This is a genomic window from Streptomyces sp. UW30 (genome assembly GCF_008042075.1).
Lineage (GTDB): Bacteria > Actinomycetota > Actinomycetes > Streptomycetales > Streptomycetaceae > Streptomyces.
Genome location: NZ_RDBN01000049.1, coordinates 27,575 through 43,486 on the forward strand (window position 1 = coordinate 27,575; position 15,912 = coordinate 43,486).

At 68.7% G+C, this 15,912-nt stretch carries 8 protein-coding genes and 3 pseudogenes; 5 read left to right on the top strand and 6 right to left on the bottom strand.

The window, feature by feature from the left end; all coding sequences use genetic code 11:
- Positions 1-5: 5 nt before the first annotated feature.
- On the bottom strand, positions 6-1,052 hold the full coding sequence (locus EAO75_RS33260) for an iron ABC transporter substrate-binding protein (RefSeq protein ID WP_147998891.1): 1,047 nt from the start codon (positions 1,050-1,052) through the stop codon (positions 6-8).
- Between the two features lie 226 nt (positions 1,053-1,278).
- Between EAO75_RS33260 and EAO75_RS33265 the strand changes: the two genes are divergently transcribed.
- Positions 1,279-3,846 carry an AMP-binding protein gene (locus EAO75_RS33265; RefSeq protein ID WP_147998892.1) on the top strand — a complete coding sequence of 856 codons (2,568 nt, stop codon included), beginning with the start codon at positions 1,279-1,281 and terminating at the stop codon, positions 3,844-3,846.
- Positions 3,847-3,972: 126 nt separating this feature from the next.
- Here EAO75_RS33265 and EAO75_RS33270 read toward each other — a convergent pair whose 3' ends face one another.
- The 3 genes and pseudogenes from EAO75_RS33270 to EAO75_RS33280 all read right to left on the bottom strand — a co-directional run bounded on the left by EAO75_RS33270 (position 3,973) and on the right by EAO75_RS33280 (position 6,075).
- A complete protein-coding gene (locus EAO75_RS33270) occupies positions 3,973-4,416 on the bottom strand; it encodes a PIN domain-containing protein (RefSeq protein WP_147998975.1) in 444 nt (147 codons plus the stop codon).
- Positions 4,417-4,593: pseudogene (locus EAO75_RS33275) on the bottom strand (CopG family transcriptional regulator); the annotation flags it as partial. It abuts the gene before it with no gap.
- A 207-nt stretch (positions 4,594-4,800) separates the two neighbouring features.
- Positions 4,801-6,075, bottom strand: a complete 1,275-nt coding sequence (locus EAO75_RS33280; protein WP_261989523.1) for a phosphatase PAP2 family protein — start codon at positions 6,073-6,075, stop codon at positions 4,801-4,803.
- A gap of 315 nt (positions 6,076-6,390) precedes the next feature.
- On the opposite strand from EAO75_RS33280, the pseudogene EAO75_RS33285 reads away from it, so the two are divergent.
- Positions 6,391-6,659: pseudogene (locus tag EAO75_RS33285) on the top strand (VapC toxin family PIN domain ribonuclease); the annotation flags it as partial.
- Positions 6,660-7,274: 615 nt separating this feature from the next.
- Positions 7,275-10,319, top strand: coding sequence for an FG-GAP-like repeat-containing protein (locus EAO75_RS33290; protein ID WP_187284680.1), 3,045 nt, complete (start codon positions 7,275-7,277; stop codon positions 10,317-10,319).
- A gap of 163 nt (positions 10,320-10,482) precedes the next feature.
- Here EAO75_RS33290 and EAO75_RS33295 read toward each other — a convergent pair whose 3' ends face one another.
- Complete coding sequence (locus tag EAO75_RS33295; protein WP_261989524.1) at positions 10,483-10,941, bottom strand: Lrp/AsnC family transcriptional regulator; 459 nt, start codon at positions 10,939-10,941, stop codon at positions 10,483-10,485.
- 330 nt (positions 10,942-11,271) lie between these two features.
- Between EAO75_RS33295 and EAO75_RS33300 the strand changes: the two genes are divergently transcribed.
- Positions 11,272-12,375: a M23 family metallopeptidase gene (locus EAO75_RS33300; RefSeq protein ID WP_261989525.1), complete on the top strand. Its 1,104-nt coding sequence runs from the start codon at positions 11,272-11,274 to the stop codon at positions 12,373-12,375.
- 224 nt (positions 12,376-12,599) lie between these two features.
- Here the strand turns inward: EAO75_RS33300 and EAO75_RS48335 are convergent.
- A pseudogene (locus tag EAO75_RS48335) lies at positions 12,600-12,674 on the bottom strand (DUF2848 domain-containing protein); the annotation flags it as partial.
- Positions 12,675-13,521: 847 nt separating this feature from the next.
- On the opposite strand from EAO75_RS48335, the gene EAO75_RS33310 reads away from it, so the two are divergent.
- On the top strand, positions 13,522-15,873 hold the full coding sequence (locus tag EAO75_RS33310) for an arylsulfatase (protein ID WP_147998896.1): 2,352 nt from the start codon (positions 13,522-13,524) through the stop codon (positions 15,871-15,873).
- The last annotated feature ends 39 nt before the right edge of the window (positions 15,874-15,912 follow it).

The following is a 15,912-nucleotide window of genomic DNA, read 5'->3' on the forward strand; positions in this document are numbered from 1 at the left end:
ACGGGTCAGACCAGCCCGACGTCCTGGAGCATGGCCAGTGTCTCCTGGAGGGACTCCAGCTTGGCGAGGTCGATGTCGGGGGACTGCAGGGAGTCGAACGGCGGCAGGTCCTCGACGGTGCTGGTGACGCCCGCGGCCAGCGGGTACTCCTTCGTCGTGTCCGCGAAGTAGGTCTGTGCCTCCTTCGACAGCAGGTAGTCCACGGCCTTCTGGGCGGTCGCGCTCTGCCCGCTGTCCTTGAGGATGCCGGCGCCGGCGACGTTGATCAGCGCGCCGGGGTCCTCGCCAGGCAGGAAGTGCAGCCTGGAGTCGACCCTGTCCTCGCCCTTCTCGGCGACGCGCTCGTACCAGTAGTAGTGGTTGACCAGGCCGAGGGAGACCTCGCCGGCCTCGACGGCGTCCAGGGTGGCGAGGTTGTGGGCGTAGGTCTTGGCGCCGTTCGCCTTCAGGTCCTCGAGCCACTTGCGGGTGACGTCGTCGCCCTTGAGCACGCGCATGCCGGTGACGAAGGCCTGGAAGGAGGCGTTGGTGGGCGCGAAGCCGACCTTGCCCTTCCACTCCGGCTTGACGACGTCGAAGACGCTGTCCGGAACCTTGTCCTCGGCGACCTCGTCCGGGTTGTAGGCGATGACGCGGACGCGCCCCGACAGGCCGACCCAGTCGCCGTCGGAGCCGCGGTACGCCTCGTCGACCTTGTCGAGCGTGGCCGCGGGAAGCTTCTGCAGCATGCCCTCCCTGGACAGCGCTCCCAGCGCGCCCGCGTCCTGCGAGAAGAACAGCCCGGCCTTGGTGCGGTCGCCCTCCTCCAGGATCTGCGCGGCCAGTTCCGCACTGTCGCCGTAGCGCACCTCGACCTTGCTGCCGACGGCCTTCTCCAGCTTGTCCAGCAGGGGCTTGACCAGCTTCTCGTTGCGGCCGGAGTAGATGACGAGGGAGGAGTCGCCGCCCTTGCCGCCGCTGTCCTTGTCGTCGGAGCCGCACGCCGCGAGGGCGGGGAGCAACAGGCCGGCCGCGACCAGCGCAGTGATCCGGCGAACCGAGGGGCGTCGCATGGTGTGTGCCTTCCTACGGGGCTCGCCTGGGGCGAAGCGATCTGTGACTTCCCTGTGGCTTGATTATGGCCATGCCATGAATAAGGTAAAGCTCACCTAACCGTCAAGGGTTCTGTGCTAGCAGCGGACGTTGCCGCGGAAAGGGCGCGCCCCCGTGATCCACCTCTCCGGATCCCTCCCGGCACCCACCGTCCCGAAGTCGCATCCAGCACCATGGCCGAAAACCGTGCCCTTCACGCGTGCACTCGCGGCCTACGGGGACCGCGTCGCGCTCATCACGCCGGACGGGGATCTGTCGTATCGCGAACTGGCCGAACGAGTGACCGCCACCGCCGAGCGCCTCGGGCCGGTACGGCGGCTGGTGCTGCTGGCCGGCGCCAACCGCACCGACGCGCTGGTCACGCACCTGGCCGCCCTCTCCGCAGGCCACCCCGTCCTGCTCGTCCCCGGCGACAGCGAGAGCACGATCCGCTCGCTGACCGAGGCGTACGCCCCCGACGTCGTGGCCCGCCCGCACACCGACGGGACCTGGAGCCTCGACGAACGTCACCCCTCCAGCGCCCACACCCTCCACCCGGACCTCGCCCTGCTGCTGAGCACCTCCGGCTCGACCGGCTCGCCCAAGCTGGTGCGGCTGTCCCACAAGAACCTTCAGGCGAACGCCGAGTCCATCGCCATGTATCTCGGCATCGACGACACCGACCGCGCGGCCACCACGCTGCCCATGCACTACTGCTACGGCCTCTCCGTCATCCACAGCCACCTGCTGCGCGGCGCCGGCCTGATCCTCACCGAACGGTCGGTGTCCGAGGCCGCCTTCTGGGAGGAGTTCCGTGCCACTCGCGGCACCTCGCTCGCCGGGGTGCCGTACACGTTCGACCTGCTCGACCGGATCGGCTTCGCGCGGATGGAGCTGCCGCACCTGCGCCGCGTCACCCAGGCCGGGGGCAGGCTGGCACCGGAACGCGTGGCGCGCTACGCCGAGTCGGGGCGCCGCTCCGGCTGGCAGTTCTTCGTGATGTACGGCCAGACCGAGGCCACGGCCCGCATGGCCTATCTCCCTCCGCATCTCGCAGCCGAACGCCCCGAAGCCATCGGTGTGCCGATACCCGGCGGTTCCTTCCGGCTGCAACCGGTCGACGGCCATGGCCCGGACGTGGGCGAACTGCTCTACTCGGGCCCGAACGTGATGCTCGGTTACGCAGAGAACCCGGCCGACCTCGCCCTGGGCCGGACGGTGGAGGAACTGCACACCGGCGACCTCGCCCGGCGCGCGTCCGACGGGCTGTACGAGATCGTGGGCCGCCGCAGCCGCTTCGCGAAGATCCTCGGGCTGCGGATAGACCCACAGCAGGTGGAGAGCCTGCTGGCTGCTCATGGGGTCACCGCGTACTGCGCGGGGGACGGCGAGGCGCTGGCGGTGGCCGCACGCGAAGGCGCCGGTGACGATGCGCGGATCCGGCGACTGGTCGCGAAGGCGTGCGGGCTCCCGGCCCGTGCGATACGGGTCCGCGTGCTCGCCGAACTCCCCCGCCTGGCCTCGGGAAAGCCCGACTACGAGGCCGTACGGCACCTGACGCGCCCGGACCAGGAGGCGGCGCCCGGCACCGGTGAGGATCTCCTCCTTCTCTACACGGCGATCCTCGACCGCACCGACGTCACCCAGGACAGCAGCTTCTCCGGCCTGGGCGGCGACTCCCTCTGCTACGTCGAGATGTCCCTGCGCCTGGAGGAGGCGCTGGGTCACCTGCCCACCGACTGGCACACGAGGACGATCCGCGAACTGCGCACGATGGCAGCACCCGTGGCGAAAGGACCTCACGAACAGGTCGGGCCGCAACCGCGGCGGGCCCGGCCGGCACCGGGAGTCCGCAGAGCGCTGCGCTCCTGGTCGACCCCACAGGCCTGGCGGACCCGCCGCACCCTGGAGACCGGCATCGCCCTGCGCGCGGTCGGGATCGTCCTCATCGTCGGCTCACACGTCCAGGTCTTCAGCATCAAGGGCTTCGCCCACATCCTCATCGGCGTCGCCGGCTACAACTTCGCCCGCTTCCAGCTGACCGACGCCGCACGCCGCGAGCGCGTACGGCACATGGGGCGCAGCATCGCCCGCATCGCGATACCGAGCATGGTGTGGATCACCGGCGCGGTGGTCCTGACCGACTTCTACGACCCGGCCAACGCCGTGCTGCTCAACAGCCTGCTCTCCCAGGGGAACGACCGCTTCGACTGGGCCTACTGGTTCGTGGAGGCCCTGATCTACTACCTCGTCTTCCTCGCCGCCCTCATGGCCGTACCGCTGCTGGACCGGCTGGAGCGGCGGTATGTGTTCGGGGTGCCGCTGGCGCTCATGGCCGTCGGCCTGGTCGGCCGCTACGACCTGCTGGGCCTGGCATCCGCCCGCCCCCAGCTGAGCCCCTCAGTGGTCTTCTGGCTGTTCACGCTGGGGTGGGCCGCCGCGCGGGCCGGCACCGTGCGGCAACGGGTCCTGCTCACGGCCGTGCTGCTGCTCACCCTGCCCGGCCTGTTCCAGGACCAGCCCCTGCGCACGGCCCTCGTCATCGCCGGGCTGGGGCTGCTGATCTGGGTGCCGACCCTGCCCAGCATCGGACCGGTCAGCGCGCTGGCGGGCATCCTGGCGAGCGGTTCCCTGTACATCTACCTGACGCACTACCAGGTCTACCCCTACCTCCAGGAGGACTTCCCGCTCACCGCCCTGTTCGCGTCCCTCGCGGTCGGCGTCGGCTATGCGGCGGTCGTGACCAGGGCGGCGCGGAGGATCCGGTGGCTGTGACGATCGGTCGCCCTCTAGGCCACCTCTACACAATCGACCAACCTTCGATCAATTGAGTCTCGATTCAGGCTGGCGGTGTTCAGGCCCCTTGCGGGAGCGAGCACTTGACCGCCGAAGGCCCCTGCGTCAGATCAGGAGGTCATCGGGGAGTACCCGGAACGACTTGTATCGGCCCAACGGGCGTACGGCCCGGAAGTGCCGTCGGTCGAGGGTGAGAATCGCGTCCGTGTCGTAGTCGGAGGCAAGCGCCACGTTCACCGCGTCGGCGAGGTCGAGGTCCAGCGCGCGGTAGCGGACACGGACAGACTGGGCGGCGCCCAGGTGGTCCTCCGTGATCTCCGGTATGACGACACGACCCCGGCTCATCCAGCGCCGCAGGTCGTCGACCGCACTGAGGGCGGATTCCCTGCCGAGCTCACGTGTCGCCATGTGATCCAGTTCGGCCAGCAGGAGCGGGGACATGACCAGCAGGCCGGCCGCCATGATTGCCTCGTTCGCCGCCCCGTGTTCCGAATGAGACGAGTCCAGGGCTGCCAGAAGGCCAGGCGTATCGGCGACGACAATGATCACCGGTCCCTCGAAGGTGCGTGAGAACATCGGCTCTTCCCAGACCCGGTTCGCCATGGCAGCGAGGTGGATGCCCTGGCGGATGATCTCGGCCTCGCCTATACCTCGGCGCTTGGCGGCCTCCTTGATGATGGCCAGGTCCTCGGGGTCGGCGTAGACGTTGGTGCGCTTCATGGACATGTACAAGGCTCAGGCGGGCCACCGAAACAACATCGCCGTCGCTTCCCAAGCTGAGAGGCCGAGTTCGATTCTCGTCACCCACTCCATGCGAAACCCCCAGGCCGAAGASCCGAGGGTGGGGCAGTTGTCTTTCCTCCCGGCGTAGAGGGCGAGCCCCTCCCGGAGTTCGACCACATCACGCTTTCAACCTCAGTAGTGCAGCGTGGCTCAAAGTGATTCAAGTTGCAGTTCGGGCTGCCGCGCCGGTGTGACCGTCGGTTCCCGTAGTTTGGCGGTCCGTGCGTATCCATAGACCACTGAGGTCATTGCCAGAATGAGAAGTGGCCCGAATATCCCCGGATTTCTTGCCATCTCCATCGGCAGCCAGCGGTACGACACCAGGAGCGCGGCAAAGACCGTGGCGCCGTAGATGACCAGCTGGATTCCTGGCCGGTCCCAGCCACGGTCGAGCGAGCGCAGCGCTGCCTCGATGGTGAGCGCGAACACCACGCCGGCGACGAGATCCACGCCGTAGTGGTAGCCGAATCCCAGCGTCGCAGCGAGCGTGGCAATCAGCCAGAACGTGCCCGCGAACCGCAGAACCCGGGGGGCGCCGCGGGAATGAACGAAGATCGCGACAGCCCACGCCGTATGCAGGCTGGGCATGCAGTTGCGAGGGGTGATCTCGTCGTACGGGATCGGGTGTGGGGTGTTGATCGGCGGCGGCATGTCCGGCCACAGGTTGGCCATCGCCCAGTGCACTCCGCCGGTGCCGGAGGCGCCCGGGCCGTAGGCGAAGACCGGTCCGACCACCGGGAAGAGCATGTAGACGCCCGGCCCGAGCAGGCCGATCACCAGGAAGGTGCGCACCAGATGATGGCTCGGGAAGCGGCGCTCGACCGCCACGTTACGCAGCTGGTAGAGCGCGACGACAACCGCGGCCGCCGCGAGCTGACCGTAGACCAAGTGGAGAAGGTGGGTACTGATCGGGCTGGTGGCCTTGACAATCCGGCCGACCAGCCATGACGGGTTGCCCAGCGCATGATCGGCGGTTGCCACGTACTGGTCGAGCACCGCCGGGCGAGTCTTCGACGTGATGAGTAGCCAGGTATCGCCGGTCTTGCGGCCGGCCACGAGCAACAGGCCCAGCCCGACGCCCTTCAGCAGCACGACGCGTTCTCGGCCGGTGCGGCGCGTGACAGCGATGACCGCATAGCCCAACATCACCCACAACGCACCGGTGCCGAAGGAATGGCCGTCGTTCATCTTGGCGTCGCATGCCCACCGCGCCAGCAGGAAGGCGAGGTCGATACCGATTGCGGCACCAGCCGCGATGAACCGCTGCCGCCAAGGGAGCACCGTCATCATCAACGCCATACCGCCGTACAGCGGTCCCGGTTTCGGGGCAAAGATCAGGGCTTTCACCTGGTTGGCAATCGGCCCCGGTTGACCGTAGCGGCGTGCGGCGATCTCCAGCGTGATGAGGAATCCAAGAGCCACCACGCCCGCCGCGCCCCACAGCGTCGCGCGCCAATGACGCCATGCGACCAGCGAAGTTATGCCACTTATCCGCGAAAACGCCTGCGATGCTCTAGATATCAATCTTTGGCCGATTTATTCGAATGACTGGATAGATGAAATGCGATAGGGGCAACCATCGCGAGTTCGAACATGTTATCGGAGTGGTGCGGAGTTGCGGCTTCGGCGGGCAGTTGGTTACGACTGTGAAGCGATGCTCTGAGAGGCCCCGATGTCGCACGGAACGCGGTCAGGTCGAAGCTGATCCGTGGGCGTCTTGTCCAGGAGCTGCACGCTTTAGTGCCGGACGCGCACAGCCTGGGACAGCTCGCCCTCCTGCTGTGCGGCGACTCCGAGCAGTTCGGATGCGACCAGGCGGCAGCAGCCGGGCTCATCGCCATCAACCCCATCACCGAGCTGGCACGACAGCACCGCAGCGCCCGAGCCGTCGATCTCGTGATTACCGCCACGGCTGAGGTGCAGGCACTGACGCTTCTCCACCGCACCGGGGCTTCCAGTGCATCGCCGCCGTAACCGGCCAGGCACTTCACTGGTACGGGCCCGAAGCCCGGCAAGTGTGCCAGGTCAGGCATCAGTTGCTCCGCCGAAGCGGGACGATCAAGCCTGACTGGAATGCCCTTCGCCGGGCATCCTGTGCACTCGCGAAATGCCCTCCGGGCTGCATCTCCGAACCGGCTGAGTCAGACCCAGAGCCCGCTCGCACATGTCTCCTGCCCGCCGCTATTCGAAGCCGTGCCCACAGCGTGCCCGTAGGGTCGGGCAACCACGGTCAACAGCGGTGCGATCCGACCCGCACGACCACCTCACACATAAGGCGTCTGCCCAGGTCAGAGCCATAATGTCGACTCAAGCGCCGTCGCTTCCCAAGCTGAGAGCGCGAGTTCGATTCTGAGGGCACGGGTTCCGGACGGCAGCCGTACGCGCAACGCCTCCAGTCTCGGAAGCCTGGCTTGAGCTGGGGGTGCGAACACGCGGCGATCGCCGACTCTGAGTGCGGGGACCTTCCGCGGCTTGTACGCGTGGGCGCCGCGCCGTCCGTACACGGGCCGGCCAACCGGCTCGGCAAGGTCATTCGCCTTGAACAAGTGTTAGGATCCGCCCGCTTGTTCGGGGGGATGGGGCCCTCCGTCGGGGAGGGGAAGCAAGTGACTCGTCATGCCTTCATGCGTGGCTCCCTTGTCACGCTCATCGGGTTGGCGCTCTCTGTGTCCGCCGTGCCGCTGGTGGCTCCCGCGCACGCGGAGACGGCAACGGAGATCATCGTTCCCGCCACCATGCGCACGACTCCGCGCACGGCGTATCTGCAGAGCGCGGGGGCTGCCGGTTTCCTGGAGTACCGCTCCACCGCCGAGGGGCACGGCCTCTGGTGGACCAGCTACGACGGCAGCCGCAAGCCCGTGGAAGGCGGCGAGCGACTCGAACCGCGCACCGCGGGTGTGTACGGCACCGGTTCGGACGTCGTCGCCCTTCGCCCGTCCCAGAGCAGCGGTGCGCAAGTCCTGCTGCGGGACATGGGAACCGGTACGACGGAGACCGTGGCCATCCCGGCGGGCCAGAGCTATCTGCAGACGTACGGACGTACTGTCCTGACCAGCACATCGACAGGTGGGGAACGGACTCGGCTCTTCCTGCTGCGCAACGAGAACGGCAGCACGGTGCAGAAGCCTGTCACCGGACTCCCGGACGGGGTGGTCTTCCCCTTCTATCCCAGGGGTTCGGCCTCCGGCATCCTCGTCAACTACTACGGCCCGGACCCGGGCCTCCAGTACGCCTGGGTGGACGCGGAGACCGGTGCCGCCACGATCTTGCCACCGCTGGTGGCGGGCACGGACACCGTGGTGGGATCCGACTACCTGGTCAGCTGGTACGGCACGTCCCGGGTGCGGGTGTACGCCCAGGGTGCCTACGAAGCGCCCACTCACGAGGTTGCGTTCCCCCGCACCTCTGACAACAAGATCCTCGGCGTCGTCGGTGACGCGCTCGTGGTCGCTCGGCGCAGCGACTCCTCCGTCTGGAGTGTGTCAGCGCTGCCCTTCGACGGCTCCGCGGAGCTGCCCCTGTTCAAGCGGTCCGATCCCGCTGCCGTCACGACCCCCGACGGCGGCCTGATCCTCGCCGGCGGAGAGTCCTCGCTGGACTACGGCATCGCCAAGGTCCAGGCGGGGGCCGACGGTCTGCCCCTGGTCCGCCGGATCGTGGACCTTCCGCCCGTGCCCAGCGGGATCGAGTCGCTCGATCTGAGCGGCGGTGAGCTGATGACCTACGAGTCCGGCGACGGGGCGACACACCTGTACAGCCGCTCGCTGACCACGGCGGACGCTCTGACGGTGGGCACGCGCACGGACCGGGGGGCCACCCCGAGGTGCGGGGTCATGGCCGGGGACCACGGGAGCTGTCCCGACCTGATGGGAACGGGCGACGGCCGGGCGGTCATGAAGAACACGGCCGGGGAGGTGTCCGTCCTGGACCGGGGGCAGCCTCTTCCCGGCACCGTGGTGACCTCCGGCCTCCAGGACGACCATGGCCTCGTGGACGTCGCGGGCCGGTATGCGGCCTGGTATGGGCCCACGCCCGCGGGAGAGGGCCTGGCGGTGGCGGATCTGGATACACGGAAGGTCGTGCTCACCCGTACGGGCGCGGCCGGTGCGGTCCCCTCCGTGCTGTGGGGGGAGGCACTGTGGACGGCGGCCAGGGACGGCATCGTCACGGCCACGGAGGTGCGTTCGGGCAACACGATCACGTCGTTCCGGGTGGTCGGCAGCGGCTGCGCGGTGGGCGGCTTCCAGGCGGTGGGACGCTGGGTGTTCTGGTCCGGCTCGTGCGACTCTGCCCAGGGCAGCGTGTGGAAGGCCTTCGTGTACGACACCCGTAGGAAGACGCTCATCACCGTGCCCACGGGCGGAGAGCCGCGCCTGGGCGACGGCTTCCTGGTCACCCGTGACTCCGCATCCGGAGCGCTGACCCTCACGGACGTCACGAGCGGCTCCGCGGTGAGCCGGACCCTGGCGGCCAAGGCCGGAAGGTGGGACGTCGATCCGTACACCGGCCTGGTCGCCTACGTGGACCCGGCCTCCCAGGACGTCCACGTCCTACGCAGTGGCGTCCCCGCCACGGACATCGCGGTCCTGGGAGCGAGGACGGAATCTTCGGTCGGCCTGGTGGACTCGTCGTCCTCGTGGGACGGCACGTGGTGGCTGTCGAAACCGGCCGCGTCCTGGACGCTGGTGCTCAGGAACAAGGCGACCGGGGCCACCGTGCGCACCCTGTCCGGTGGCGCCGCGCACGACGAGGTCCGTACGTCCTGGAACGGCAGGACGTCGACGGGCGCGTATGTGCCGAACGGCACGTACAGCTGGACGCTGACGGCGGCCCCGGCCGACAAGCTCGGTGCGTCGGCGACGGCGTCCGGCACGCTGAAGCTGACCGGTGGTGCCGCGGTGAGACGCGACCATGTCGGGTCCGACGGCATCGGTGACCTGCTCACGCTCACCACCCAGGGCGCACTCTCCTTCCATCGCGGCGACGGCGCCGGGAAGTTCTCGACGAAGACCTCGGCTTCGGGATGGCCGGCCTCGATCACGGTGGTGCCGTTCGGAGACCTGAACGGTGACCGCTGCAATGACGTGCTCGTGCGGTTCAGCAGCGGTGCACTGCGGGCGTACCGCCCGGGGTGCGGCAAAGCCCTGACGACATCCACGCCGTACACCACACTGGGCACTTCGGGCTGGAACCAGTACAACGTGCTGACCTCACCGGGCGACATCACCGGTGATGGCCGGGCGGACCTGATCGCCCGCCAGGCGTCCACCGGTGACATCTACCTGTACAAGGCCACAAGCAGCGGAAAGCTCTCGGCACGAGTGAAGATCTTCTCCAAGTGGTCCGGTTACAAGAAGATCATCGGCGTCGGCGACCTCAACGGTGACGGGTACGGAGACCTGCTGGCGCAGGACACGTCGAACAGGCTGTGGCGGTATGTGGGCACGGCGACCGGCGGGTTCAGGGCGCGGGTCAAGGTGGCCGACAACTGGGGTGCCTCCTACAACGTCGTGGTGGGCGTCGGCGACGTCACCGGGGACGGGAGGGCGGACCTCGTCTCCCGCGACACCTCCGGCAAGCTGTGGCGCAACAACGGCGACGGCAAGGGCTCCTTCGGTCCTCGCAGCGGGATCGCCATTGGGTGGCAGGGCTACAAGGCCCTGTACTGACCGCCGCTGACAGGTCGCGGCCTAGGGAGTGACAAGCCCTTGACCACAGCGTCCGCGAGCTCACCGAGGCCGAGGCGTGGGCTCGTGATGTGCTGTCCGCGCGAAGCCTTCCGGTCTCAGCCGCTCCGCAGATGACACTCGTGTGCAGTCGCACCGGCTCCGCTCACTCGCCCCGCGCGTCGACCAGCCCGGGGGGCAGAGAAGGCGAGCCAGGCGCTTCAACGAGCACCTTCTCGAAGGTGCGCAGGTCGGGTACAGCGAGCTCGACGATGAAGTCGGCATCGCCGGAGACCACGTGGCAGGTGACCACGTGGTCGATCCCCTTCAGTGCCTCTTCGACCACCTGGGAGTTGGTGCGGGAGTACTCGACCTTGAGGGAGAGGAACACGGTCAGCCCGAGGCCGAGGCGCTTGCGGCCCGGATCGGCCCGGTAGCCGGCCAGGACCCCGTCCTCCTCCAGCGCCTTGGTGCGGCGCAGGCAGGACGAGGGGGGACAGACGTACGGCCTCGACGAGGTCGGCGTTGGGGGTGCGTCCTCCTGCGCGGCGAGGGCCGGGGCCACGGAGGCGTTCTCAGACCTCGTCGTCCGTACGTGCAGCGCCCCGAAGCTGCCGTGAGGCAAGGACTCGGTGGTCGATGCGGCTGGACGGGTGCAGTTCGGCACCTGACTCCGGCGCCCTCCGCCCGGAGCGGCGCGCCGCCGGATTACATGGGCCTGCGCCTCGGCGCGGGGCGTGCCGGCGTCTTTCACGGCCCCGGATCCGACGAATGGAAGAGCGCAATGGCAAAGCGCGACCCTCGCAACCGCACAGGCCGCAGCCCGCTACTTCGCGGGCTCGCCGCTGCCGTGCTCGCGGCCGGCATGCTGGTGGCCTCAGCGGGACCCGGGCACGGAACCGGCGCGGCCACTCCGGTGCCCGGCGCACAGTTCACGCCGTTGACAGCGGCAGTAATGACCCACCCGACGCCGTTCGTCGCCACGGACGGCAAGACGCACCTCTCGTACGAACTGCTCACCACGAGCTCCTTGCCCAGCAGCACGCCGTTGCGGCTCGACCGTGTCGACGTCCGAGACGCCCGCACGCACCGGGTCATCGGCTCGCTGAGCGGGCAGGCGCTGGCCGAGGCCGCCAATCCGGTGGGCGACCCCCTGCCGGGTGCGGACGGTTACACCCCGGCGCCCCCGGCGCCGACGCCGACCGTCATCCAGGGCTCCCAGCAGTGGATCATCTGGCTCGACCTGACCCTCGACCGCGGTCAGCGGGCGCCCGAGGTCCTCGAACACCATCTCTCGGGTGCCGTCCTGACCCCCTCCGGCTCCTCCGCTTTCGAGGAGACGGTGCAGGCCACCCCGACCGCCCGCACCGCGCCGTTGAACCTGAGCCCGCCGGTCCGCCCCGGCACCTGGTACTCCAGTGAGTCGTGCTGCGGCAACACCCACCACCGGCGCGGCCTCGGCCCGATCAACGGTCGCTTCGACGTACCGCAGCGCTTCGCGATCGACTGGTACCGGGTCGGCAGGCAAGGGCAGACCTGGCAAGGCGACCCCACACAGCTCACCAGCTACCTGAGCTACCGTGAGCCGGTCTTGGCCTCGGCCGGCGGCAGAGTGGTGGATGTGCAGGACGGAATCGCGGACAACCCGCCGCCACTCACGCCGCCCACCCCGCCGATCGAGGACACTGTCGGCAACCACGTCACCCTGCAAGTCGCGCCGGGCCGCTATCTGCTCTACGCCCACCTGAAACCCGGCTCGCTCAAAGTCCGGGAGGGCGACCGGGTCGCATCCGGCCAGGTCCTCGGACTGATCGGCAACAGCGGCAACTCCGCCACGCCGCACCTGCACTTCCAGGTGACGACCACAGCCGAGTTCTTCCCGACCGACAGCCCGCCGTACACCTTCCGGCAGTTCCGCGTCCTCGGACAGGTCGAACCCCGGCTCTGGGACGACAACCTGGGCCTGCAGCCGACCGGCGTGCTGCCGATCACGCCCTCGCCGTACGCGGGTTTTCACCGTGCACGGTATCCGCTCGACCGCGAGGTGCTGCGGTTCTGACCGGACTACGGTCAGGCCGACGGTCGTGCGCGGCGTGAAGCACCAGTCGGTCGAAAGTGTTGATCAGGCCCTGCCGCCCTCACAGTCCCATTTGTCCGGGGCACGGTTAGGTCCTCGTCGGGGTACCCACCACCGCGTCCCCACCCACCGATGCCCCGGCCTCCGCAAGTCCATTGCGGAAGCCGGGGCATCGGCCTGTCGACGCACCGCGCACCGCGAACTGCCGCGAACTGGTCGACGCCGGGGGCCATGGGGATGGTGCCGGAGATCAGGACCGTGCCGGGCGTGAGAGCACCGCGCGGCGGGCGAGGAGGACGACGCGTCCTCCATGCCGGTGGAGGACTTCCTCAGCGAGACCCTCGACCTGCTGAGCGGCCGGTGAGGGGGCTCGTGCCACCCACGAATGACGACACCGTCGAAATAGCCAGGGTCCTGGCGCTGGTCAACCACCCCATGCCTCTTGGCTGATGGAATGTACGGACCGAGATCGCATTCCCGGTATTTGGCGAATACCAGGATCGCCGATGCCTGGTCGGGCAGAGCTGGAATCGGCGAACCTGGTGAGTTCCAGCATATTCGGAATCAGCGCGGCCGCTTTGTCGGCGGCGTCGGCGTCGGCGGAAAAGCCATCGATACATAGTCCGTATCCCGGTGCCCGACCATTTCCGTCGTGTTTGGCCAGGAGGCACCGCGCACGGCTGTTGCACAGGCGCCGTGCGGACGGAATCGGAGATTTGCTGATTCCCCGACGGGTTTCGTGAGGCCCGGTGGCAGCTTTCCTGTCGCGGATCTAGCATAAATATCGTAGTGCCCACGCCCGCGCAGTGGGCCGGCAACCGGACTGCTCTCGGCCGCAGGACCGAACAGGCGGGAACAGGCGCACGCCGTGCGTATGGTTCCGGTGGAATTCCGACCGCCCGGCGGTCCGCGATCTTGCCGAGCGGCCCGCATCCGGCCGGGTCTCGCGTTCGCCGGAACATGCCCAAGCGACGGTCCCGCCAGGGCGGGCCCGGCCCGCGGCCGGCGTCGCGCACGACCCCAACCGCCGCAGCCGTACACCCGGACACGTCACGTGGTGAGAAGCGCCGCACGCGGGTCCATCCGCCGAAACGTCCAGCGGCTCGGCGGGACGAGAGGACGGGCACGATGCCAGTGACCGAGTACAGGCCGGGGAGCGCCTTCCCGGGGGTGATCGGGCGGACCACGGACCTGTCCAGCCCGGCGTGGCCCGAGTCGCCGGGGGCGGTGCCGGGCTCGCCCAACGTGCTGACGATCGTGCTCGACGACACGGGTTACGGACAACTGGGCTGCTACGGCGGTCCGATGCGGACGCCCCGCCTCGACGGGCTGGCCGCGGGCGGACTGCTGTACAACAACATGCACACCACGGCACTGTGCTCGCCCTCGCGCTCGTGCATCATCACCGGCCGCAATCACCATGCCAACGCCATGGCGGCGATCACCGAGATGGCCACCGGCTATCCCGGCTACAACGGCAACATCCCGTTCGAGAACGGGTTCCTGTCCGAGATGCTGCTGGAGCACGGATACAACACGTACATGCTCGGCAAGTGGCACCTGATGCCCTCGGCACAGGAGTCCCCCACCGGCCCCTACACCCGCTGGCCGCTCGGCCGCGGCTTCGAGCGGTTCTACGGCTTCCTCGGCGGCGACACGAACCAGTGGTATCCGGAGCTCGTGTACGACAACCACCAGGTCGAGCCCCCCGCCTCGCCGGAACAGGGCTACCACCTCACCCCGGACCTGGCGGACAAGGCGATGCTCTTCATCTCCGACGCCAAGCAGGTCGCCCCCGACAAGCCGTTCTTCCTCCATTTCTGCCCCGGCGCCACCCACGCGCCGCACCACGTGCCGCGCGAGTGGGCCGACGGCTACCGGGGGCAGTTCGACGAGGGCTGGGACGCCTACCGCGAGGTGACGTTCGCCAACCAGAAGCGGCTCGGTGTCGTACCCGCCGACGCCGTTCTCTCACGCCACGATCCGGACGTCCCGGAGTGGGACTCGCTGTCCCCGGACGCCCGTCGGCTCGCCGCGCGCATGATGGAGGTCTTCGCCGGGTTCCTGTCCCACACCGATCACGAGATCGGTCGGTTGCTGGACTTCCTCCAGGAGATCGGGGAACTGGACAACACGCTCATCATGGTCGTCTCCGACAACGGGGCGAGCGCCGAGGGCGGAGTCACCGGGACGACCAACGAGGCGCAGTTCTTCAACAACGCTCCCGAACCGATCGAGGAGAGCCTGAAGGCGATCGACGAGCTCGGCGGCCCCACCACGTTCAACCACTACCCCTGGGGCTGGACGTGGGCGGGCAACACGCCGTTCCGGCGCTGGAAGCGGGAGACCTACCGCGGCGGCGCAAGCGACCCGTTCCTCGTCCACTGGCCGCGCGGCATCAAGGCGCGCGGTGAGGTGCGCACCCAGTACGCCCACCTCGTGGACATGGTCCCCACCGTGCTCGACATCCTCGGGATCGAGCCGCCCGACACCATCAAGGGCGTCACCCAGTCCCCCATGCACGGCGTCAGCTTCGCCCACACCTTCGACGACCCGGCCGCGCCGACGCGCCACCGCACCCAGTACTTCGAGATGCTCGGGCACCGTGCCATCGACCACGACGGCTGGCGGGCCGTATGTCCCTGGCCCGGCCCCTCCTACACCGAGGCGCGCCAGCCGTTCGGCACCCCCATCAGCTCCGAGAAGCTTTCCGAACTGGATGCCCACGCCTGGGAGCTGTACCACATCGACGAGGACTTCGCGGAGACCCGCGATGTCGCCGCCGACCACCGCGCCAAGACCATCGAGCTGATCTCCCTGTGGTACGTGGAGGCCGGCAAGTACGGCGTGCTGCCGATCGACGGCAGCGCCCTGGCGCGGATGTCCACGGAACGTCCGCAGATCGGCAAGGAGCGGATCAGCTACACCTTCCGGCCCGGCACCCAGTCGCTGCCGCCCTCCGTCGCCCCCCGGGTGCTCAACCGTCCGCACAGCATCACCGCCGACGTGGAGCTCCCCGCCGACGGCGCCGAGGGAGTGCTGATGTGCCAGGGTTCGATGGCCGGCGGCTGGAGCCTCTACATCAAGGAGGGCAAGCTGACGTACGTCCACAACTACGTCTCTCGCGCCCTCTACACGGTGTCTTCGACCGACCCCCTCCCCGCGGGCCGGCACGAGCTGCGCTTCGAGTTCCAGCCGACGGGCAAGCCCGACCTCGCCGCAGGCAAGGGCGCACCGGGGCGTGCCGAGCTGTACGTCGACCGCCGCCCGGTCGGGGCGTCCGAGTTCCCGCTGACCACCCCGGTCATGTTCAACCCCGGCGGGATGACCTGCGGCGCCAACCCCGGCCAGCCGGTCACGTCCGAGTACCGGTCGCCCTTCCGGTTCACCGGCACGATCCACACGGTGACCATCGACCTGTCGGGCGAGCTCATCACCGATGCGGACAGCGAGATGCGTATGCACATGGCCCGACAGTGAGGGCCTCGGCACCGAAACGGACTTCCTCGAACCGGACAG